Origin of the sequence: Vreelandella venusta (assembly GCF_007989605.1) — a bacterium.
Classification (GTDB): Bacteria; Pseudomonadota; Gammaproteobacteria; order Pseudomonadales; family Halomonadaceae; genus Vreelandella; species Vreelandella venusta.
The window spans coordinates 1-22719 of record NZ_BJUL01000030.1 but is presented as its reverse complement, the minus strand read 5'-3'; the positions used below and the strand labels follow the sequence as shown (position 1 = coordinate 22719).

Here is a 22719-nt window from a genome sequence, read left to right as displayed (position 1 = left end):
TCTAGCGCGCAAGGCGTCGAGGAACGCAATATAGCCACTTCGCACTGCCACTTCGCTGACCATCGCGATCATGCCTTGAGCGTCTCCAGCGCCTGCTCGATGAGCCCTAGCCCTTCTGCCATGACGTCTGGTTCAGTGGTCAATGGCGGCAATAAGCGTAAGACATTACGCTTGCGGCCACTGGGCATTAGCAAAACGCCAGCATCGCGCCCCGCGGCCAATAGATTAGCTAAGTGCTCTCCCCCCGTGGCATTGTCGGTATCTTCAAAGACGATACCGCGCATCGCGCCAACACCGGTCATGGCTCCTAGCATGGGAAAACGCTCGCTTGCTTTCCAGCGCTGGTAAGCACTCACAATCGCCGCTTCTTGGGCATTACCCCATGCGCTTAGCGCCTCGTCTTGCATGATATCCATCACTGCCAATGCAGCTGCACACGCGACCGCGTTGCCTGAATATGTGCCTCCCAACGCGCCTTTGGGTAAAGCATCCATTAACTCTTTTCGCCCTACCAAGGCGGCCAGAGGAAGACCTGAGGCAATGCTTTTTCCTAACAGCATCAGGTCAGGCTCGATGCCGAGATGACTGAAGCCAAAGCGTTTACCGGTTCGTCCGAAGCCTGATTGGATTTCGTCACAAATCAATAAAATACCGTGCTGATCGCAGATTTCCCGCAGCGATTTCGCAAACTGGGGGCAAAGTAAGCGAAAACCACCTTCCCCTTGAATGGGTTCAACGACGACGCACGCCACTTCACTGGGGGCAATTTCTACGTCAAATACACGCTCTAGGGCCGCTAGCGACTGCTCAGCGGATATCCCACTATCCTGGCTGGGGAACGGCAGGTGATAAACTGGGCCAGGTAGCGCGCCTAAACCGGCTTTATAGGGCTTAACTTTGCCGTTCAAATTGAGTGCGGCCAAGGTGCGGCCATGGAAAGCATCGTCAAAAGCAATCACACCCTGGCGACCCGTGACACCACGGGCAACTTTCAGAGCATTTTCTGTCGCTTCTGCACCACTGTTCGTCAACATACATCCCAGCGGATAAGAAACCGGCACAAACTGGTCAAGTCGCTCTACGACAGAGAGGTAGCCACGGTGCGGCAAGGCATTAAACGCTGAATGCATGAGGGTATCGACCTGAGCCTTGACGGCCTCGACCACCGCTGGATGGCCATGCCCCAGGTTAAGCACACCAATACCGCCAATAAAGTCGATATAACGCCGCCCTGATTCGTCCCACACCTCTGCATTACGCCCTTTAGTAATGCAAACGGGGTGAAGGATGCCTAATGCACTGCTGACGTTGGGAAGGTCCATCGTCGTAAACGCTCCTGAAATTACCAAGTGTTCGCTTATCAAACAGGTTCAAGTAGCAGATCACAAACGAAAAAAAACGCTAAATGCATGCCCAATAGGAATACATAGAAAATAGCCGGTTGATTTGAAAGTAGCAGCGGTGGCCACCTAGCACAGGCGCTCCTTGCCTGACACCTATGACACTAAAAAAGATCAAAAAATATTAAAAAAATCTGGGCATCGGGCAGACTGCTATAAATCGCAAATAATTGATTATGAAAAGCATTTATTAAAACCAAATCGCATGACAAAATGGAATACGTACGCAACTTAATTTCTTTTGTCTGTCGGGCGGCATACGTGAACAATAGCCAGCTACTTTTTCGCGCTCTTTTCGCTGACCGATCCCCAGACGGTCGGCTTGCGAGAATTGCTAAGCAGAATTTTATTATAAATAATTTAATTAGCAGGAGTTAACATGAAAAACATTACCTCTAAAGTGCTTTCATCAAAAGTACTATCACCAAAAGTGCTATCACCAAAAGTGCTATGCGGCGTTGGCGCGACTCTTCTGTTGGCGGGTTGTGGTGGCGACAGCAAACCTAATATTGCTATTGGCCCTCCTGCCAGCACCACTCAAGGCGTTTCCCAACTACTTTTTGATGCCTACGGTATTGGTAGCGATAAGTACAATACCTATCAAGAAGGCTTTGGTGCTGCACTCGATGGTGTGCAAGATGGCAACATCGATATTTCTATCGGTATTCTTGGTTTACCTTCTGGCAGCATTGAGAACTTACAAGCCTCAAGTGGTGATGCACGCCTAATTAGCTTAAGCGATGACGCTATTGACTATATTGAAGAGAACAGTGCCTATAAGCGCTTTACGATTCCCGCTAATAGTTATGCGTTCCAAAACGAAGATGTAAATACTATTACGGCTTATGCCATTTTAGTTGGCAACACAAATACTATTGATGAAGAGCTGGGTTATGAATTAGCGCGTTTAATGCATGAACATGCTGAAGAAAACACGCACTCTCAATCTGCGTTCATTACCCTTGAAAATGCACTCAATGGTTCGGAAGGCCTCCCCATTCACCCCGGTGCTAAAAAATATTACGAAGAGCAAGGCCTCACCGTAAATAACCCGGTTGCGGAGCTTGGCGAAACTGAAGCCAAAGAAGAGTTTATTTTAGGTACCGGTAGCCAAGGCGGCACTTACTACCCACTCGGGGGTGAGATGGCCACCATTTGGAACCGTTACCTGGAAAACTATAACTTCACCAATATTGAAACTGGCGCTTCAATCGAAAACTTAGTGAGCATTCGTGATAACGGTATGGATCTCGGGATGACCGTACACGCACCGGCACAAGATGCCGTTGCCGGACGCGGAGAGTTCGAAAGTGGCGCGATTGATAACGTCGCCTTTATCGGGCACATCTACCCTGAAGTCATTCAGATTATCACCCGTGAACGCTCCAATATTGACAGCCTAAGTGATCTAACTGATTGATGTTCCCTTTTCGCCGCTGGCTAAGCCAGCGGCGTTATATGTATGAGGTTTAATCGTGGATAAAAAAAAACTCCTGACGAAGCGGCGCTTTTAGAAAAGTATGATCGTGAGTCACAAGTACGCTCTGCACTACAGCTAGGCAAGTGGGGCTGGATGATCACCCTAATGGGTGTATCACTGACGTGCTTTCATCTCTATACCGGTTATTTTGGTACGCTACCGTCACAGCAGCAAGGCGCTGTCCACTTAGGGCTTGCCTTGGGGATGATTTTTATCTTATTCCCTGCAACACGCGGTGCGGGCAGGCGTAATGGCGTGCCGTGGTACGACGTAATACTCGCCTTCGTAGCCACTTTTGCCGCCTACTATAAAATCCTGTTTTATGAAGAAGTCCTGCGTGCAAGGGTTACGGGCTATTCAGCCGTTGACCTAACGATTGCCGCACTCGGTGTGCTGTTTGTACTAGAAGCAACTCGCCGTACTGTAGGAATGCCAATTGTTGTCATGGCCACGTTGGCAATTCTCTATGCGCTGTTTGGCAACTTGATCCCCAGTCCTTTGCTTTCTCATCCTGGCTTCTCTCTTGAGCAGGTGTCTCCCTACTTATGGTTTAGGGAAAGCGGCGTTTTTGGTACGCCCCTGCAAATATCGGCGCGCTTTATCTTCTTGTTCTTGTTTTTTGGCGTTGTTCTGATGCATACCGGCGTCGGCCGATTCTTTAATGACTTAGCCTTTGCGTTAACCGGGCGCTTTACGGGTGGTGCCGGTAAAGCCGCCGTTATAGCAAGTTCGCTGCAGGGTATGATTTCGGGAAGCTCTATCGGCAACACCGTGGCTTCTGGCTCTTTCACTATTCCTATGATGAAAAATGCCCGTTTCAAGCCCGAAGTGGCAGGAGCTGTCGAAGCGTCAGCCTCTACCGGCGGGCAGATTATGCCGCCTTTAATGGGGGCTGCGGCTTTCATTATGGTGGAGTATGTGGGCGTCTCTTACCGTGAAATCATGTTCTCGGCGCTGATTCCCGCCATTCTCTATTTTGCGGGTATTTTTATCGGGGTGCATTTCGAAGCCAAACGTCATCGCATTCTCGGCCTCCCCAAAGATCAGTTGCCCAGCAAAAGTAAGCTGATACTGTCCAAAGGCTACATGTTGCTGCCTTTGCTCGTCATTATTACGACTATTAGCATTGGCTTTACCGCGCAGCGCGCAGCACTTCTGGGTATCGCATGTGCATTTGCTGTCAGTTTGGCCCGCAAAGAAACACGCCCTTCGCTAAAAGATATATTGGTTATTTTTGAGAAAGGGGCGCGCGTGGCACTGCCAGTCATCGCAGCGGTCGCTTGCGCAGGCATTATCGCCGGCGTGGTAGGCATGACAGGCATGGGGTCAAAATTTGCTGCTGGCATTATTAGCTTAGCGGATGGCGTTTTGATACTTGCGCTGTTGTTCACGATGATTGCCTGTATTGTCTTGGGCATGGGATTACCCACAACAGCAAACTATGTGGTTACTGCTACGATTGCCGCACCAGCACTGATTAATGAGTTCGGCCTTCCGCCAATGGCAGTGCATTTGTTTGTCTTTTATTTCGGCATCATCGCCGATATTACGCCTCCCGTGTGTTTAGCCGCGTTTGCGGGTGCAGGCATTGCACAAGCCAACCCCATGAAGACCGGCTTTACGGCGGTTAAATTGGCCATTGGTGCGTTTATTATTCCTTATGCCTTCATTTATAATCCTATGCTGGTATTAGTCGAACCGACGCTGTTGGGACTGTTAAGCGCGTTGTTCTTTTCACTCGTAGGGATTATGGGCGTCAGCAGCGCACTACTCGGTTACTTTGTACGTGATTCCTTCTTCGGGGAGCGTCTGGTACTGTTAGTCGCAGGGCTTGCCATGGTGGTTCCCGAGTTGCTAACCAGCGGCTTAGGCTTGCTTGCCATGGTGACAGTGGGCTGGCTTCAATCGCGCCGACCTGATAAATCCCAGGAGGCTGCAACGCTCGCCCAATGAGCCACTATAAAAACCTAGCTTCCCCCCGGCGCTTAGGCGCCGGGGCGGCTTTCAGGTCATCAGGAGCGCCAGGTTTGGCATCACGCAATCTTCCTTCTACGGCGGCTATGCAATGCTTTGAAGCAGCCGCACGCCATATGAGTTTTACTCGAGCAGCAGATGAGCTAAACCTCACCCAAAGTGCTGTCAGCAAACAAGTCGCGCACCTTGAAGCCACCTTGCAACACAAGCTATTCCGTCGCGTGCGACGCAGCCTGCTGCTAACCCCAGAAGGGGCCATTTTTTTAAGTGACGTACGCAAAGTGCTCACTCAAATTGAGATGTCGACGCAAGCGATAATGACCTACAGCGGTAATAGCGAGGTTCTTAAAATCGCCACCTTACCTAGCTTCGGTAGCCGCTGGTTGGCCAATAAGTTGCCCTCCTTTCTAGCCGCCAATCCAGGCATTAGTTTGGAGTTTCATGACCGCGTAAAAGATTTCGATCTTGAGCAGCAAGATATCGATATTGCTCTGTTTTATGGCCATGGCAGTTGGCCAAGCCTTGCTTGCCATAAGCTTATTGATGAGGATATGGTCGCGGTTGCTTCCCCAGAGTTGCTCGCTCGGCACCCCATTCAGTCAGTCGATGACTTAACACAACTGCCGCTGCTGCATCTCTCAACACGCCCTGACGCATGGCATCATTGGTTTGCAAACCAAGAGATCATTACTGACCGTAGCTATCACGGCACCCGCTTCGAGACCTTTCCTATGCTGGTGCGAACGGCAATGGCAGGTGGTGGGGTTGCACTGGTTCCTCACTTTACCGTCGATGAAGAGTTGGAAGGTGGCCGACTGACCGTCGCTTGGCCATACCGATTGCTCAGTGAGAGTGCTTATTACCTTGTTTACCCTGAACACTTGGGGGAACTCGCCAAAGTGCGACGCTTTGTAGAGCATATTACCCAGTTCAGTGATTGATACTGACACACCACGAAGTACTGCCGTCTTATAGTTGAAACAACTTTATAGCTCAAAAACAGCAATTACTGTTTTCCAAGTTACCACTTCGCTAAATTATCCATTCAAGCTCAGCGCTATTTACCTACGTATATATCCATACGCTTAAAAATTTATAACCGCATTTATAACTATCGGGCAGAAGCAGCAAAGAAGAGAACATCTTCTTACTTCAACTCCTGCCCGTGAGTACAACTTGGATCAGTCAATGGTGTCGATAAATTCGCTGAGATCCCGCACTCGACTCTTATCGATAGTCACGCCAAGTCCAGGTGAGTCGTCCAACACAATATGCGTCTCATCTCCCGGCATCTGGGCAACATCCTCCCCAATCATGGCGGGTCCCACCAAGTCATTAGCAATAATATTGGGATGCGCCAGCGCTAGGTGGGCACCCGCGAGCGTCGCGATCGAGGACTCCACCATAGAGCCGATCTGGCAGGGTATATCCGCTGCCATTCCGACCTCTGCCATCGCCATAGCAGGGCGTAAGCCGGAGGATTTCATTAGCTTGATGTTAACCATGTCAGCAGCGTTTAGTTGAATCACCTCCAGCATTTCTTTAACCCCATGAATAGGCTCATCAGCCATAATCATGGCATCAGTTGACTGCGTCACACGGGCCATGGCGGCGAGGTTCTCCATAGCGACGGGTTGTTCAAACCAATCCACTTGATAGGGCGCTGCATGCCGAATAACCTGCAGCGCTTGCTTTGCACTCCACCCTTGATTGGCATCTACACGTAGCGCAACCGATCGATCTAGTGCTTCTCTAACCCGTGCAATCCGCTCAACATCATGTTCCGGCGTATCGCCCAGTTTGATTTTGATGGACTGATAACCTCGCCCAGCAGCCTCTTTCGCCTGACGTGCCATCTCCTCCGGCGCTAACATGCTAATAACATATGGAAGTTCTAATCTAGCATGGCTACGCCCACCTAGCAGCGCATAAAGCGGCTTTCCGCATTCACGCGCCACCAGGTCGTGAAGCGCAATATCGAGAGCTGCTTTCGCCGAGGGGTTATGGCGAATTTTAAGGTTGGCAGCATGATGGAATTGCGCAATATCACTAGCGTCGGTGCCCATTAGTAGCGGCGCTAGTTCACTGGTTATGATTTCTCGTGCGCCAAGATACGTTTCTCCCGACACATGCTGATCTACCACGGCTTCACCCCAGCCAATCTGGCCAGAAGCAGTCTCGATGCTGACAATCAGGCTAGCGATATCGTGATAAGTGTCATAGGCAATCTTAAATGGTTGTTTAAGTGGAAGACGTACACCATATACCGTGATTTTGTTAATACGCATTATTGATGCCTTATTTATGTCCAGGAAAAGATCTGAGCCAGTGCAATCATGAGACTTGCCATGCCCAGTTGAAGAATCGCTAATGGAAGTATCCATTTGATCCACTTACTCCACGACACACCTGCCACTGCAAGCCCTGCCATGAAATATCCCGACGTTGGGGTAAGAATATTGGAGATGCCATCACCAAACTGAAACGCGAGGACAGCCGTCTGCCGGGTGACTCCCACAAGGTCCGCAAGAGGCACCATCAAAGGCATGGTGAGTGCTGCTTGGCCACTGCCAGAAGGGACTAAGAAGTTCAGGACAAGTTGGACAAAAAACATACATACCGCAGTAACCACCGCGGGCATTCCGCTCAGCAGCCCTTCGAGATGATAAAGAATGGTATCTAGGATTTCCCCATTTCTCAGAATCACCAGGATGCCAAAGGCAAAGCCCACTACCAGTGCCCCCATCGCAATTTCCTGAATGCCTTCAACAAAATGGTCGGCAATTTTATTCGGGTTCATACGTGCAAATGCACCGATTAAAATGGCCATCAAGAGAAAGGCGCCAGACATCTCACCGATATACCAGCCGTGACGTATTACCCCATAAGCAATAACCAGAATGGTGCCTACGAAAGCAGCGAGGACAAGTTTATCGGCAACTGATAACGCGCCAGGATCTTCATTGGCTTGTGGTTTGCCAAATTGGCGGCGGTCACTATTAAAGACAAGGCTCGCTTCGGGATGCGCTTTGACTTTGGCCGCATAGCGAGTGACGAAAGCAATACTGACACTGACGAATATGAGCCAGTAACAGGCTCGCAGAGTCATTCCAGAAAACATCGGGAGCTCAGCGATATCCTGGGCAACGCCAACGGTAAAAGGATTCATAAACGCTGCAGAGAAACCGGCACCAGCACCTACCAGAGGTACCGCTGCGGCCGTAATCGAGTCATACCCCAGCATACGCAGCAGCGGTGCAAGGATAATGATAAAAGCTATTGTTTCCTCTGCGAGCCCGAAGGTTGCTCCTCCCATCGCAAATAAAAGCATCAATAAAGGGATAAGAATGAGATCACGCCCAGTAAGCGCATTACTGATACTGGCAACGACTTTTTGTAATACCCCGGTTGCTTTCAGCACGCCAAACGCGCCGCCTGAGATGAAAATAAAGAAGATAATGCTACTGCCTTCCCCCATCCCCTCAAAGACCGCCATGAACGGACTTAACCAGCCAGCTTCTTGCGCTTCCACCGCCGCATAACTGTCTGGCACTACAACCGTACGCCCTTGCTCATTGGTTACACGCTCATAGCTACCCGCCTGAAGAAAGTGGGTTGATAAAGCAGCGAGACAGATAAAGCTAAATAACACGACAAAAATATGCGGGAAGCGAAATGTTGGTCGTGAACTCTTCTCGTGTGTCATTGTTTTTTCGAGAGACGTCATGGGGTATCCCCAGTTTATTGATGGTTATCGAGAAACTGCATTGCCACACTGGTCAGGAAGTCGCTTCCAATCGACAGAATGGCATCGTTAAAGTCATAGTCAGGCTGGTGAAGTTTCGGTGTTTGCGGCCCTGAACCATTACCAATCCATGCATAGGCACCTGGAATATGGGTAAGAAAAGCCCCCATATCATCAGCCCCCATGCTGACTGGGTGCTCTACCAGTTGTTCATGCCCCCAACGTTGCACCACCACATCGCGGCACAGCTGGGCACAACCACTGTCATTGGCAACCGCAGGTGTTGAGGGCACGTAGTCGAGTGTGACGTCGCATCCTGTTGCCTTGGAAACCCCTTCTGCCACGTCGCTAATCCGTTTCTCAAGACGTTTGCGTAGCTCGGGTTTAAAGCAGCGCGCGGTACCCGTCAGCCGAGCAGTCGCCGGAATAATATTGCTAGCATGGCCGCTTTGCAGGCTACCCAGACTAATTACAGCGATGTCCTGAGGGTCAATATTACGACTGACAATATGTTGAATAGCGGTTGTAAATAGGCTGGCCGCGACGATGGGGTCCGTTGTGAGATGAGGCATCGCTCCATGTCCACCGGTGGAGTGGAACGTCACCTCAAAGTCGTCGCTTGATGCCATATGAGGGACGTCATGGATAACAAAACGCCCAGCCTCTACACCTGGCCAATTGTGTAGTCCAAATATCGCATCAAGCGAGAATTTATCCTGAAGCCCCTCCGCAAGCATCGCTTCAGCACCGGTACCAATTTCCTCGGCAGGTTGAAAAATCAACACGACACTTCCCTGCGCCGGGCGCTGGTTAACCAGCTGTGCAGCAGCAGCCATCAACATTGCCGTATGGCCGTCATGCCCACATGCATGCATTACATTCGACTGGCTGGAACGATGCGAAAACTGATTAGCCTCCTCAAGTGGCAAGGCATCGAAGTCGGCTCGAAGTCCAACGGTTGCCCCCGGGCTGGCGCCTTTAATGACGCCGACCACACCGTGGCCACCTATCTTCTCATGCACCTCATCTACCCCCAAGCCACGTAGCATCATTGCAATACGTTCAGCGGTTATCGACTCCAGGCCAGATAACTCTGGGTGCTGGTGGAGTTCCCGACGAAACGTGATCATTTTCTCAAGCTCAATGGCTGATAACGTCATGAGAGGTAAAACCTTGTTGTAAAGTAGTAAGCCTGGGAGGAGTGCGACATCTGGCGTCCGCGGGAACGCATACTTGTGCAACATGAGTCGCGTACGCCGTTATGCGCTTAACCAGATTGTTTTTGAGTATGTTGTAACGCTTAGTACGAATAAAATACTTCTTCCCGATAGCGTCATACCTTTATGAGATGAGGCTTTAGTTGTATTTTCTGTACGAAATGAGACGCGCATCGTGACGTCTCTGGGAGCGGACATGGACACAAAAAAACTCAGGTACTTCATGGCGGTGGTCGAAGCAGGCTCGATATCGTCTGCAGCCAAGCAGATACCTATCGCTCAGCCCGCCTTGACGCGACAGATACATCAGCTTGAAGCCGATATCGGGGCAGTCCTGTTTTATCGTGACCGCAAAGGGGTATCTCTGACCCAAGCAGGGCATTACCTATATGCCAATGGGCAGCGCTTGCTGTCAGAACTCGAAAGTGTCGCGAAGAAAACACGCGATATTGCCAATGGCTACCGCGAAAGTCTCTCGCTCGGAATTAGCACCATACATCCCTATATTCCCAGCATCACAGCACTCATCAGCAGATTTCGCTCACGCTACCCCTCAACACAGTTAACGCTAGAATCAATGTTGTCAGGCCCCCAGGCAGAGGCGATTCTGGCGGGTCGGCTCGATGCCGGCATTCTATTCATTGAACGAGAAGATGAGCCACGGCTAGACTACTATCCGTTAGCCAGCTTTCGTATGGCGGTCTTCACCAGTCGATGCCACCCTCTTATAGCGACTACCCCGACCTCACTTAAGGATTTTCACGACGCGCCATTTATTCGATTTAGTCGAACCTCCACGCCTGGCAGCTTTGACCGGTTAGATAGGTGCTTTCAGAAGGTAGGCTTCGTACCCAATACTGTTCAGGAATGTCGTGATGACATCACTATTCGCAGTTTGGTCGCCACGGGAATGGGGTATGCAATTATGCCGAGTATCATGGCACTCGGGGACGAAGACATTGTCGCCTATGAATTAGACGACTTGCCAATAGCCACGGACCTCATGCTCGCCTGGCAAAAGGGCCGCCAGCCAGCGGCAGTAAAAACACTATGCCAGCTCGCCGAAGAATCACATTGATTTCACCATTAACGACAAAAAAGATTATATCTAATGACAAAAGTAGCGATATTTGTTGATATCCAAAATGTCTATTACACCGTGCGAGAAGCGTATGGTAAGAACTTTGATTACAACAAATTTTGGGCACAAGTAACCGCTGACAGAGACGTTGTGGCTGCTTTTTGTTATGCCATCGACAGAGGTGACCAAAAGCAACGGGAATTTCAAAACATACTCAAAGCAATTGGTTTTAATGTAAAGCTGAAACCTTTTATCCAACGTTCAGATGGCTCTGCAAAAGGCGACTGGGATGTTGGCATTGCTCTCGATGCAATGGAGTACGCTGAACAAGCAGATATTATCGTATTAGTCTCCGGCGATGGAGACTTTGATCTTTTAGTCAACAAAATACGCGTTAAGTACGGTAAAAAAGTTGAAGTTTATGGTGTTCCCAAACTTACGGCAGCAGCATTAATAAATGCAGCCAGCGAGTTTATAGCGATAGATCGTTCGCTCTTGCTACGCTAGGTTGCTGGTAGCGTCACTTAACTGCAGACGTTATCAGCGTGGTAGCTGATCGACACGGGTTAGGATAAGCCGCCGCCCCTCATGCGGAGAGAAGTGAAACTGGCCTTCTACCTCCACACCTTCATCTAAATAGGGCGCTATTTCCTGGTGGGGGAGTATCTCAACCCGATTCAACTCTTCGTCTTCGATCCAATAATGAATGGGATCGTTGAAATGCCGCACGACGCCCTGGGTAACAATTTGCCGGTTATCAAAGGCAGCTGGATTGTTCACTAGCATGGGCAATGGCACCGTTACAGTTAGTTGCCCGCGACATCCGCTGATGAGAGTTACCATCGCTAGCATGGTTGCCGTATGGCTAATACGCTGCAGGAGTGACTGCATTGCGGTACTCCCCTCATTATGGCTTGTTTTTTATCTCTATTGGGCGTTGCTAGTATTTCGTTGATATTAAATGGAATAAGCGTAAGCCTTGCAGCTAGGGGCTGCAGCCTGGTGCAGATTATTCGTTAAGACGGTGCTGCAGTGAGTCCAGCTCTTCGGTGTGCTCTTCAAGCTCACGCACTGCTTCTGCTAATTTTTCACGCCGTTTCTGAATATCATCTTCATCGCCCTCGCCGAGAGCCTCTTCAAGCGCTAACTCGCGTTCACGCACTTCTTCCTGGCTCTCTCTAACCTCTTCGGCAGCCTCAGCAAGGACTTGCTCATTCGTGCAATGCTCTTCGATGGAGTGCAACGCACGCTGCAATCCTCGAACACGATGTTGATTATCATGCTCTTGAGCGTGCTCCAGCTGTTGACGTAAGACGGTCATTTTGTCTTCGCACAACCTGTCTGCTGCGTGCGCTGCTGGCAAAGACAAAACCCCAGCGGTTACCGCTAAACTTAAGCAACCAAGCCATCTTCTGTTCATTATTCGCTCCTGGCACTCTACGAGCCTTACAAGGTAAATATAGAGAAGCGCAACCGCTTTATAAAACTATAGGTCAAATGACCAGGCTGCCAATCTTCGCCGCCCGTGGAGCACTCCAGACGAGCGGCGGATGAACATATTAAGCGCGCTCTTCTACGATCCAGCTAACCACTTCTTCGTTGCCAAATTTAGCTTTCCACTCTTTAATGACGTTGTGGTTGCCACCGCGCGTTTCAACGACTTCCCCTGTATGAGGATTCTTAAAAACCTTTAAAGGACGCTTCTTGCGACCATCGGTACTACCGGTCTTGGTAACTTTAACTGATGAAGACAGATATGATGGGTCAAGCATTTCGCATACATCGCGGGCTAGCTTGCCATGCTCTGTCATTAGCGTCTGTAATTTTTCCTTAAACTCCAGCTCTTTCTTCAGCTCGCTATTACTTTCAAGCGCTTGCAGCTCTTCCTGCAGCTGCTTTAACATCTGCTCTTTCTTGATGTAGTCGCTCAGTACTGATGCCATGTTTTCATCTCCATAATTCTCTAATTGCTTTGCCATATACTGACTGCACAGTAAGACATGTTAAGAGCGCTACTTCAGTATGACAGGCGTGCTCATGAACAAGCACGGCCATTAAGCGATTATATACCGCGTAATTTCGTAATGTGGGCGTTCTCAATAAATTTTAAATATTATTTACATTTAGCAACGAGTGGCTATGCATTGACGATGCCTAACAGTATCATAACGCCAGGAACCCACCCCGTAAAAACCGCACAAAAGAGTGTGTAAATCGCCACTGAACGCTGTATTTTCTTCGCTAACGCCAGTAGACAAAAAAAACCAAACCACAAAGCAGACCATGCAAACCAGCTAAGCATACTCCACAGCGCAAAATTGAATCCTATATCGGTAATAGAGCTCGCCCCAACAAAGGCCGCTGTAATGCTAACAAAGAAACAGAACCACCCAAGCCCGACTCCATCCGCCTTTAAAAGCTGGTTAGCCCCAACCCAAAGATAAGTAAAAGAAAACAGCAAGGTAAATGCCCCAGCGCTAATAGCGGCTGAATTATTTGGCTCTCGAAAAATCAAATAAACCGCAATAATGAAGCTCAATACACCAACCATTATGTTGATGACAGATACCTCTTTGTCACTAATTTTTCCTAGCAGCCATATCCCGTTCACAAAAAGAACTGCTCCGACGTACAGCAAGGTAAGTCCTAAAATCATCACAACTATTCCTGTAGTTATATTTTAATTTTGCTGGCGTTGTTAGTTTTCTTCTTCTACTGCTCCGTTGCATATTTAATAAATATCAACAAGCCTCCTCTCCAGACACATTCACGCTTTAAAAGTGGAAGTAACTTCCAATTAGCTTGAGCGTCGACGTGTAAACCTATAACCGCTTATTTTTATTTTATTTTCATGAAACACTTCAGTTTCCTTCAAACGACAGACAAGGCTTAGCAGCACATCATGCGGGCTAAGAAAGACCGAGATGGCGCCAAGAAAGCCTATTTTTAAAAACCGGGAGAGTATAGCAGGGGTTGCGCGCCCCACCATTGAAATTAGTGCTATAACCTCATAATAAACGGATGCCACAGTTAAAAAAACGCCAGGGTATTTTACAACCCTGGCGCTGCACACTTGTTGCTACCTCTATTGCTGAATTACTCCACGAGTATACCGCTCTGCACTTTCAACGAGATATCTTCATCAGCGTTGTTGTAGACTCGGAAAGTAACGTCACCACCTGGATCACTGACACCCTCGGCCCAGCCTGCCCCGAGACTAACGGTGTCATTCTCATCACCTAAAATACTCAGTGTATTTCGGTCATCGGTCATTTCCAGCACGTCTTCCGGACGCAGGGCATCCAGCGTGTTGCTGCCACTCTCCGTCAGATCGAGGCGCTCGATATTATCGAAGTTAGCGTAGTCGTCCTGCCCCAGGTCTTCATTGAAGCGCATCACGATAGTGTCGTCGCCACCCAGGGCATCAATCGGTGAGCCGCTATACAACAGCGTATCGTCACCGGACGTCGGCTCCACGGCTGCGATATTGACCTCGAAGTTATCCGAGACATGCGCCGACTCCTCGCTGCCATCCGTGGTCCAGGCCTCGATAGCCACGGAGCCTTGCATCGCCCCCTGCACCAGATACAAATCATTGATCTGATCCGGCGTGATACCGCTCAGGGTGTAGGTGTCACTGCCGCTGTCATAACTGACGCTATCCAGCAGCGTATCGCCGCCGTCGGTGAAGAAGCTGGCATGCTCGCCAAGCCCCGTCAGCTTGATCGTCGCGGTTTCCGAGCCGTCCAGATCCTCCATCGAGGCACTGAGGTTGAGCGGAATCTTGTCACCCTCGTCACCGAAGCTCAGTTCGGGCGATAGCGTGATGCCATCGGCCACGGCCTGAACATTCACTTCCAAGTCAGTGGAGGTGGTCTCGCTTTCACCGTTGCGGCTGGTCCGCGCCGTCAACGTCAGGGCATCCGCGCCATCCAGGGTGCCGCTCCAGTTGCGCGGCGGCACCAGGCCCACAAAGTCCGGCATGCTGCCGTCGGCGTTGAGGATCGACCAGCCACCTCCACCAACGTTATCAGCCAGCGTCGCCGAATCGGCATCGCTACCGGCTTTGACCAGCCAGCCTTCTGGCACACCTTCTAGCAGCAAGGCATCAAGGCTCTGAGAGGCATCCGGCAGCGAAACGCCCAGCTGCAGTTCGACCAGTTCGTCCTCGGTGCCGACGGCATCGCTGGCAGTGACTTCCGGTGGCGGTGGCGCGATCTCGGAAGCACTCGTCCCGGTCGATGTTTCGACATTGCTCGCACCAGTCTCCTGGGTCGTCGCCTCGGCGATAAGCGAAACGTTGCCCCAGGTATTGTCCCCCGGACGATAGCTCACCGTGACCGAATCGCCCACGGAAACACCAGCAATCACGTAGTTGCCGTCGCCATCCGGCGTGATCTCCTCGCCGTTGTACCACAGGCTGCCTGGGGCACCTTCACCGCTAGTCATTCCGGTCTCATCGAGCGAAATCACCAGCTGCCCATCCACCAGACTGACGTCGGGATTGTCCGCCGGGCTGGAGACGTCGATGGTGAAGTCGATATCCTCGCCGCTAACAGCATCGCCTGCGGAGACGTTGACGGTTGGTTCGTCGGTCACCGGTGTCACCGGCGGCGTCACACTGATCGTCTCCGAGTTCTCCTCGCCGCTCGGCGCCTGGGTGGTCAGGGTGGTATCGAAGGAGAATTCTCCGTCGGTATCATTCCAGTTGGCCGGCGGCGTCACGGTGATACCGTCCAGCAGCGCCTGCAGGCCAGCATTGCTGCCATCCTCGGTGCTGGCGTACCACACCAACTCGCCGTCGATGGTGGTCTGCTGCATACCGTTAACCACGGCGCCTGGCGGCAAATCGGAGATGGTCACCGCGCTGCGACCATCCGAGGTATCCCCGATCTGGGCATTGACCAAGTCGGACAGCGACCAGGGGGCATCCTCGGTCATGGTGGCCCCGGCATCTTCCCAGTTGATGATCTCGTTGGGATCCTCGCCGTCGCCAAAGTCGCCCTCACCGGTTAGCGTCCAGCTATCGCTGCCGCGCTCCTCCTGGCTAGTCGCGCCATTATCCTGAGTCACTGCGGTGATGGTGATTTCATGATTTTCGATAGCATCCACCTGGGTACCATCGCCCATGGTGAACTCGACGGTCTGGGTCAGGGTGTCGGTGCCATTGAAGGCAACATCGGGATCGATCTCGATACGCCACTGGCTGCCGGTACCGCCGGCAACCTGGCCAACGAACTCGCCCCCCACAACGCTAACCCCAGCGGGGACATTGTCGATCAGCAGGTACTTGAGTGACTCACTACCGTCGGTATCCGGCTGGGTGATATCGACGGTCACCTCGACACGATCGTTACCGTCGGCGGTGACGTCCTTCGCGGGCTGGTCTATGACGGCATCGCTGGTACCGACATTTTCGATCCCGGTGATGGTCACCGTGGGCATGTCGGTTACCGCCTCAATGACGACCTCATGGGTCTCGTTCTTGACCACTGTGGTGTCGCCAACAGTGCCTTCATAGCCAGGGTTGGGGGTATCGGTGATCTCGTACTGCACCTCGAGAGTGCCAGCACTACCGGAGAAGTGCTCGTCGCCCTGGGCATAGATATTGTTCCAGGCACCGTCGGTCAGCTTGTAGTAGCCGCCCTCCTCGACCACACCCGGCTCACCGTTCGCCGCGGCTTCGGCCAACGTCATGCTGCCATCGCTGCCGTAGTAGAGTTCGAACTGATTGCCCGTGACGCTGGCAACCTCAATCCATACCGAATTCAACGACTCGTTGGTATCGCCGTTCTGCGGCTCGAAGCTCAGGTTGAGCTGCCCCAGTTGATCCTCGGCCAGACTAGACTGGATGCTGAATCCTGCCTCCGGCGACGGCGTGACCTGGAAGGACACCTGCTGCTCGTCGCTCTCCAGGGTATCGCCGTCATCTTCGGTGACGATGGGCGTGACCGAGAAGTCCACCTGGCCGCTGAAGTTCTCCGGCGTGGTGATGGTGACGGCATCCGGGTCGGTGGCTACCCAAACACGCTCGGCACCCTCGCCGCGAATCAGCGTCGCGCCCTCGACATCAAACTGATCGTCGAGGCCGGTGATACGGTAGGTCAGCATCTCCGAGCCATCGCCGGTTTGTTCGCCCGAAGTGGCGGTGATGATATCGCTCAGCGTGACGCTGGCACTACCATCATCCAGATCCTCTTCGGCGTAGACCGGCGTCTCAATAGTGACATCCGGCGCATCGGCGACCCCATCCACATGGACGTTGATCGACTTCTCGACCGGCGTCGCCAGGGTGTCAGTCACACCACCATACTCATCGACGGTGACCACGCTTGCGGTCAGCGTAAAGTCCTTGTTGCTATCCTGGGGCGGCGTAACGGTCAAAGGCGCATTGCGGTCGAAGTCCTCGATCTCGAAGGTGTCACTCTCGCCCGTAGAGATCCAGGTTTGTTCACTACCTGCTGGCCCATAGGTGATCACGGCACCGGCTGGCGCTCCGGAAAGCGTGACCGTGAAGCTCTCATTGGGATCTGAGCTCTGTGGTCGAATATCCAGCGCAATCGCCTCATCCTCGTTGCCCTCGGCCGGCGAGGCGACGTTGAGCGAGGCGAGATCGGCGACCGGTGTGTCGATAAAGATACCGTCGAGAATGGCCTCGCCGGAGGTGGCGGTATCCGTATTACCCTCGGCATCGGTATCCACCGTTTTGGCCTCGACGCGAACCCGGAACTCGCCCTTCTGGTTCGGCGCCGCACGGAACTCTAGGGTGTCCAGGTATTCCACCGGCACTTCGATGGGCGAGCCGTTATAGGTCTGCTCGACCCAGGTGGTGCCACCATCCGTGGAATAGCGGAAGCTGGAGCCGTCGGCGCTACCACCCAGGCCTGAGACCAGTTCTGGCGTCAGCAGCGCGAAGGTCTGCTCCGAGCCATCGGCGTCCTGATTGGCCCAGCCGTCCGCCGGATTGAAACCATCGGCGTTGAGCGCGAACCACTCGTCTTCGACACCGTCCACGCCCGTGCCATAGGTATGGTTACCGTTCATGGTCAGATCGGGCTGGCCATCGTCATCGCTATCGCCACCGACCTTTTCGGCGACCGGTGTCACCGCGATATCCGCCGTGACGTTGTGGGTCTGGATATCCGAGCCGGTCGAGGCGGTGTCCCCCACGGTGACCTGCAATGACAGGCTTTCATCGACACTGCTATGGGCCGGTGGCGTGACGGTGTAGCCGGTATAGCTGCCGTCGGCCACATCGTCTGGACCGATCGTGAAGCCATCGCTGCCGTTACCGGTATGCAAGACAGTGCCGTCGCCATCCTTGATCACCCAGCCATCCGGTACGCTGTCGATACTGATCGACATGATCGTCTCACTGCCATCGGTATCACTGACATCGAGATCCGCCAGGAAGGCTATTTCACTATCTTCCGGCCCCACCGCGCTAATATCGGCCGGCTTATCAGCGACCGGCAGGGTGTCGATATTCAGCGTCACCGAGTCTTCCTTCACCTCACCGTTGTTATCACCCGCATCGCTGTCATGATCCTGGGCCTTGAGAGTGACGGTGATGCCATCGAGATCGCCACTGAAATCGGCCGGTGGCGTCAGTACCAAGGATGATGGAATCTGCGTCGATGTGCCGGCGCCGAAGTCACCAAGGTCGCTTGCCGGAATAACGATTTTGCCATCGGCTCCCGCGGTGATGGTGCTACCGTTCACCGTCACGGACGTGCCTTCCGGCACATCGCTGATTTCAAGCCAGCGCTCCTCGCTGCCGTCGAGATCCTCGAAGCTGGCGCCGAGCAGGTTGCCAAGGTCCAGCGCACCGTCCTCGTCGACGGAGGCGGTATGGGTATCCCCGCCGTCGATGGTTAGATCGACGTCGTCGGTTACTGCCTGAACACCAACCTCCACTTGGGCGGTGCTTTCTGCACCGTTCACGCCATTCAGCGGGTTACCGCTGTCGTCGACCTCATAGCTGGTCACGCTGACGTCGACGGTAAAGTTCTCGTGGCTCTGGGCAAGCGGATTGACCTGCAGCGCCTGGTACTGGGCCGTGGTCATGATCAGGTCACCAGTAGCTCCGTCGATGTGGGCACCATCAGAGAGCACAATGGTCAACGATCCGCCATTGCTGCTATCGCTCTTCCACAGCAAGTTGCCGCTGCCATCCAGCAGTTCGGTGCCACTCGGAATACCGCTCAGGGTAATCTCGCTCAGCAGTTCCGGGTTGTCGCCAGCGGTGCCGGCACCGTTCTGGTCCATGGTATCGACAGGGTTCGGTGCTGTCAGATTCAGCGCGACCGCAGTATCTTCATCGGTCTGGACATTGCCACCTTGAAGATCCGGCGCATCGGCAACCGGATTGACCGTCACGTTAACCGTAAAGGTCTTGGTTTCATTGTCGGTCGTCGTGGTGTAGGTAAAGGAATCCTCACCGCTGTAGTGTTCGTTTGGCTCGTAGGTAATGGTGCCATCGTCGTTTACCTTGGCCTTACCGTATGCGGTTTCTACCCAACCATCTGCATCCGGTGTGCCACCGTCAATGCCGGTATTGGTGCCCGTCGCATCGGCATTGGTATTGAAGGTATTCTCAGTCGACCCGACGTCCGAATCCTCCTCCACCGTGATGGCTTTAGGCTCAACGCTAGGGTCATCATCGAAAACGGTGATGGTGAAGTCGGTTTCAACCGTATCATTGTCACCGTCGGTGACTGTCAGATGCTGCAGGTTGATATTAAGGGTCTCGACCCCGCCGTCATGATCCAGCGGCCGATGCAGCGTGAACTCATAGCCAGGTGTTGCCGCGGTCGGGTTGAGTATCTCGACCGTGAAGACCTTGCCGCTTTCACTACGATCAGCACCGCGATAGCCCGTCAGAGTGTGGCCATCGTTACTAACGACATATTCCAGATCTTGTCCATTCGACGTCAGCTCGGCAGCTTCAAGAGCCGATACTGTCGAATCGACACCCCCTTCACTGAACTGTACATCCCCTGCACCATCGGTACCAAAATCCACTGCAAAGGTATCGGATACAGTAGTCGCTGGCACATCAGGATTACTACCCAGGGCCAGATTGGCTTCATCTACCGAGGCGCTAGAAGGCGGCGTTGTGATGGCAGGACCATCGTCACGGAAAGTGAACTGGCCACCGACATCGACGGCATCACTGTCGACGCTATCGCCATCGCCATCGACGGCAGTTGCCACCAGCTGGAGGGCACCGTCGTTCAGGGTGATGACATCCTCGTGGTCACTGCTATCCGAGTGCTCCAAAGGACGAGTCTGCGTCAATGTCACGGCACCGCTATCACCATCAAGCTCGATACGGAAGGCGATCTCGCCAGTGGGATCATTGCCCACACGACCGACCACATCGTCACCGTCCATAAAGAGATGAACGGCTTCACCCGTGGCGGTATCCGTCACGCCGGATGCCACGCCATCGGTGACCTGCAGGCGATAGGTGGTGCTGTCTTCGCCATCGGCACCGTGATCGATCGCGAATACGCCGTCGATAAAGTCGGCATCGTTGGCGCTGACTTCTCCAGTTGAGAAGTCGCTTTCATCGACTTCGACGCTGCCCAACTGGCCACTGTCGACGCTGATCACCGGCTGATCATCGACGATATTGATGGTCACGGTGTTGGTGACGGTATTGCCGTACTGATCGACCGCGGTGTACTCGAAGCTGTCGGTCGGCGGTGTACCGGAGTGGTCCACCTCACTGTTCAGGGTGTAATCGAAAGTGCCATCGGTATTGACCGTCCAGCTACCCCACGGCGTCGAGCCGCTCTGCGCTGACTCCACCGTCCAGCCATCCTGAAGATTTAGGTCAGCACCGCTGATGATCTCGCTGTCGGCGGACGCATCGGTACCATCCACCAAACCTGCCTCATCCACGCTGCCCGTGGTGTCGGTCGGGGTACCGGTGACATCGGTAACGTCGATGGTCAGGGTCGCGGTGCTTTCGTCACCATCGCCATCGCGCACCGTGTAGGTGAAGACGTCCTGAACGTCGGCATTCGTACTATTCGGATCGGCTACGTAGGTGTAACTGCCGTCGGCATTGAGGGTCAGCGTGCCGTATTCACCCTCGATTACCAGCGTGCCATTGGTCTCGTCGGCCGTATTGCTTGGCACATTATTGCTGGTCACCGCGAAGACTGTGACGCCGTCTGCGCCTTCGGTGTCGGCGACATCCCCCGGCGAGACACCATCGCCGCCGATCACGTTGCCACTCGTATCGGCACCTTCGGTCACGGCGTTGGTATCATCTTCGGCGGTTGGCGCATCATCGACGATCTTGATATTGAGATCGCCGTTGTCGGTCGAGCCATCCTCGTCGGTGGCCGTCACGGTGATGCGATCCATCAGGTGATCGACGTTCGCATCCGGTGCATTGGTCAGGACGTAGTCATAGTCGAGGGTGATGGTACCGTCATCGGCCTGGCTGTAGCCGTTAAGGGTCAACTCGCCGTACTGAGTGGTCAGACTCTGCGGGGTATCGCCCAGCGCTTCCACCTGCGCCTTGCTCAGTTCAAGAGTCGCCGGATCACCGTTCTCGTCGGTATACGCCAGCGTCACCGCGCCCGTGTCTCGCAGGCCATCCAGGGCAGTGAGCGTCAGGCTGGATTCGACGCGGATGTCATCGGCGTTCGGCGCAGAGCCGTCCGCCAGGCCGCTTTCGAACACCACCTGGTCGGTGATGTTGCCGTCCGGCGTGGTGGCGTCATTGTTGTTAGGCACATCAACGATCACGCCGTCGTCGCTGCCGTTGACCGTGATGGTCAGCGTGGCGTCGTCGGTATCGCTGTCGCCATCGGTCAGCGTATAGCTGAACACCTCCTCCAACTGATCACCGTCGCTTAGTCCCTGAACCTCCAGGTTGGCGTAGTCGAGCGTGTAGGTATAGCTACCATCGGCGTCGATCATCAGCGTGCCGTATTCACCCTCGATGACCAGTGTGCCGCCGCTGTCGGTGGCGTCGTTGCCCGGTACGTTGTCGCTGGCCACGCCGGTCACCGTGGCACCGTCGGCGCCCTGGGTATCGGCCACATCGCCCGGCGAGGCACCGCTATCGCCCAGCACATTGCCGGTCGTGGTGAGAGCGCTGTCTTCCGTCACTGCGTTGGTGTCGTCTTCGGCCACTGGCGCATCGTCGACGATTTTGATGTTTAGATCGCCGCTGTCGGTCTGACCATCACGGTCGGAGGCGGTCACGGTGATTCTGTCCATCAGGTCGTTGAGGTTCTCACTCGGTGCCGTAGTCAGCTCATAGCTGTAATCGAGAGTGATAGTGCCGTCAGCGGCCTGGCTGTAGCCGTTAAGGGTTAGCTCGCCGTACTGAGTGGTCAGCGTTTGCGGATCGCTGCCCAGCGCTTCCACCTGCGCCTTGCTCAGCTCGAGAGTCGCCGGATCACCGTTCTCGTCGGTATACGCCAGCGTCACCGCGCCCGTGTCCCGCAGGCCATCCGGGGCAGTGAGCGTCAGGCTGGATTCGACACGGGTGTCATTGGTGTTAGGCGCAGAGCCATCCGCCAAGCCGCTTTCGAACACCACCTGATCAGTGATGTCGCCATCCGGCGTGGTGGCGTCATTGTTGTTAGGCACATTGACGGAGACATCCCAATCCACCGGCTTCTGATCGTCGTCGCTGGCGGTATTGCCCGCTGGATCAGTGACCGTGGCGGTGACGCTAACCTCGGTGTCGCCTTCGGCAACCGGTACTTCCACCGTCACGCCGTTGTCCAGGTCGTCTTGGGTGACTTCGCGCTCGTCGAGGACGTTGCCGTCCTTGTCAGTCACGACCAGGG

At 53.4% G+C, this 22719-nt stretch carries 14 protein-coding genes; 5 read left to right on the top strand and 9 right to left on the bottom strand.

Going from position 1 to position 22719, the window contains the following annotated elements; genetic code table 11:
• Positions 1-68: 68 nt before the first annotated feature.
• Entirely contained in the window at positions 69-1322 is a 1254-nt protein-coding gene (locus HVE01_RS18770) for a 2-aminoadipate transaminase (RefSeq protein ID WP_146945347.1), read from the bottom strand.
• Between the two features lie 457 nt (positions 1323-1779).
• On the opposite strand from HVE01_RS18770, the gene HVE01_RS18765 reads away from it, so the two are divergent.
• The 3 genes from HVE01_RS18765 to HVE01_RS18755 all read left to right on the top strand — a co-directional run bounded on the left by HVE01_RS18765 (position 1780) and on the right by HVE01_RS18755 (position 5795).
• A complete protein-coding gene (locus tag HVE01_RS18765) occupies positions 1780-2820 on the top strand; it encodes a TAXI family TRAP transporter solute-binding subunit (RefSeq protein ID WP_146945346.1) in 1041 nt (346 codons plus the stop codon).
• Between the two features lie 153 nt (positions 2821-2973).
• Positions 2974-4833, top strand: a complete 1860-nt coding sequence (locus HVE01_RS18760; RefSeq protein ID WP_146945345.1) for a TRAP transporter permease — start codon at positions 2974-2976, stop codon at positions 4831-4833.
• 74 nt (positions 4834-4907) lie between these two features.
• Positions 4908-5795 carry a LysR substrate-binding domain-containing protein gene (locus HVE01_RS18755; protein ID WP_125752342.1) on the top strand — a complete coding sequence of 296 codons (888 nt, stop codon included), beginning with the start codon at positions 4908-4910 and terminating at the stop codon, positions 5793-5795.
• Positions 5796-6035: 240 nt separating this feature from the next.
• Here the strand turns inward: HVE01_RS18755 and HVE01_RS18750 are convergent, their stop codons facing one another.
• Genes HVE01_RS18750 through HVE01_RS18740 form a run of 3 tightly spaced genes read right to left on the bottom strand, consistent with a single transcriptional unit; the run spans position 6036 to position 9759 of the window.
• Complete coding sequence (locus tag HVE01_RS18750) at positions 6036-7142, bottom strand: mandelate racemase/muconate lactonizing enzyme family protein (RefSeq protein ID WP_186808876.1); 1107 nt, start codon at positions 7140-7142, stop codon at positions 6036-6038.
• A gap of 14 nt (positions 7143-7156) precedes the next feature.
• Positions 7157-8581, bottom strand: coding sequence for a YfcC family protein (locus HVE01_RS18745; protein WP_146945343.1), 1425 nt, complete (start codon positions 8579-8581; stop codon positions 7157-7159).
• 14 nt (positions 8582-8595) lie between these two features.
• The gene (locus tag HVE01_RS18740) at positions 8596-9759 is read right to left on the bottom strand and encodes a M20 metallopeptidase family protein (RefSeq protein WP_146945342.1); all 1164 of its coding nucleotides are present in this window, start codon (positions 9757-9759) and stop codon (positions 8596-8598) included.
• A 253-nt stretch (positions 9760-10012) separates the two neighbouring features.
• Between HVE01_RS18740 and HVE01_RS18735 the strand changes: the two genes are divergently transcribed.
• Together HVE01_RS18735 and HVE01_RS18730 are read left to right on the top strand one after the other, a co-directional pair.
• Entirely contained in the window at positions 10013-10894 is an 882-nt protein-coding gene (locus tag HVE01_RS18735) for a LysR family transcriptional regulator (protein WP_089040481.1), read from the top strand.
• Positions 10895-10927: 33 nt separating this feature from the next.
• Complete coding sequence (locus HVE01_RS18730; protein ID WP_146945341.1) at positions 10928-11404, top strand: NYN domain-containing protein; 477 nt, start codon at positions 10928-10930, stop codon at positions 11402-11404.
• Between the two features lie 33 nt (positions 11405-11437).
• Here the strand turns inward: HVE01_RS18730 and HVE01_RS18725 are convergent, their stop codons facing one another.
• From HVE01_RS18725 to HVE01_RS18705, 5 genes are all read right to left on the bottom strand, one after another.
• The gene (locus HVE01_RS18725) at positions 11438-11788 is read right to left on the bottom strand and encodes a hypothetical protein (protein WP_146945340.1); all 351 of its coding nucleotides are present in this window, start codon (positions 11786-11788) and stop codon (positions 11438-11440) included.
• A gap of 118 nt (positions 11789-11906) precedes the next feature.
• Positions 11907-12317, bottom strand: coding sequence for a DUF1090 domain-containing protein (locus HVE01_RS18720; RefSeq protein WP_146945339.1), 411 nt, complete (start codon positions 12315-12317; stop codon positions 11907-11909).
• A gap of 139 nt (positions 12318-12456) precedes the next feature.
• A complete protein-coding gene (locus HVE01_RS18715; protein WP_125753859.1) occupies positions 12457-12840 on the bottom strand; it encodes a histone-like nucleoid-structuring protein, MvaT/MvaU family in 384 nt (127 codons plus the stop codon).
• 194 nt (positions 12841-13034) lie between these two features.
• Positions 13035-13553 (bottom strand): AmiS/UreI family transporter, encoded by a 519-nt coding sequence (locus HVE01_RS18710; protein WP_125752363.1) that lies wholly within the window; start codon positions 13551-13553, stop codon positions 13035-13037.
• 440 nt (positions 13554-13993) lie between these two features.
• The gene (locus HVE01_RS18705) at positions 13994-22711 is read right to left on the bottom strand and encodes a DUF5801 repeats-in-toxin domain-containing protein (RefSeq protein WP_213014762.1); all 8718 of its coding nucleotides are present in this window, start codon (positions 22709-22711) and stop codon (positions 13994-13996) included.
• Positions 22712-22719 lie beyond the last annotated feature (8 nt).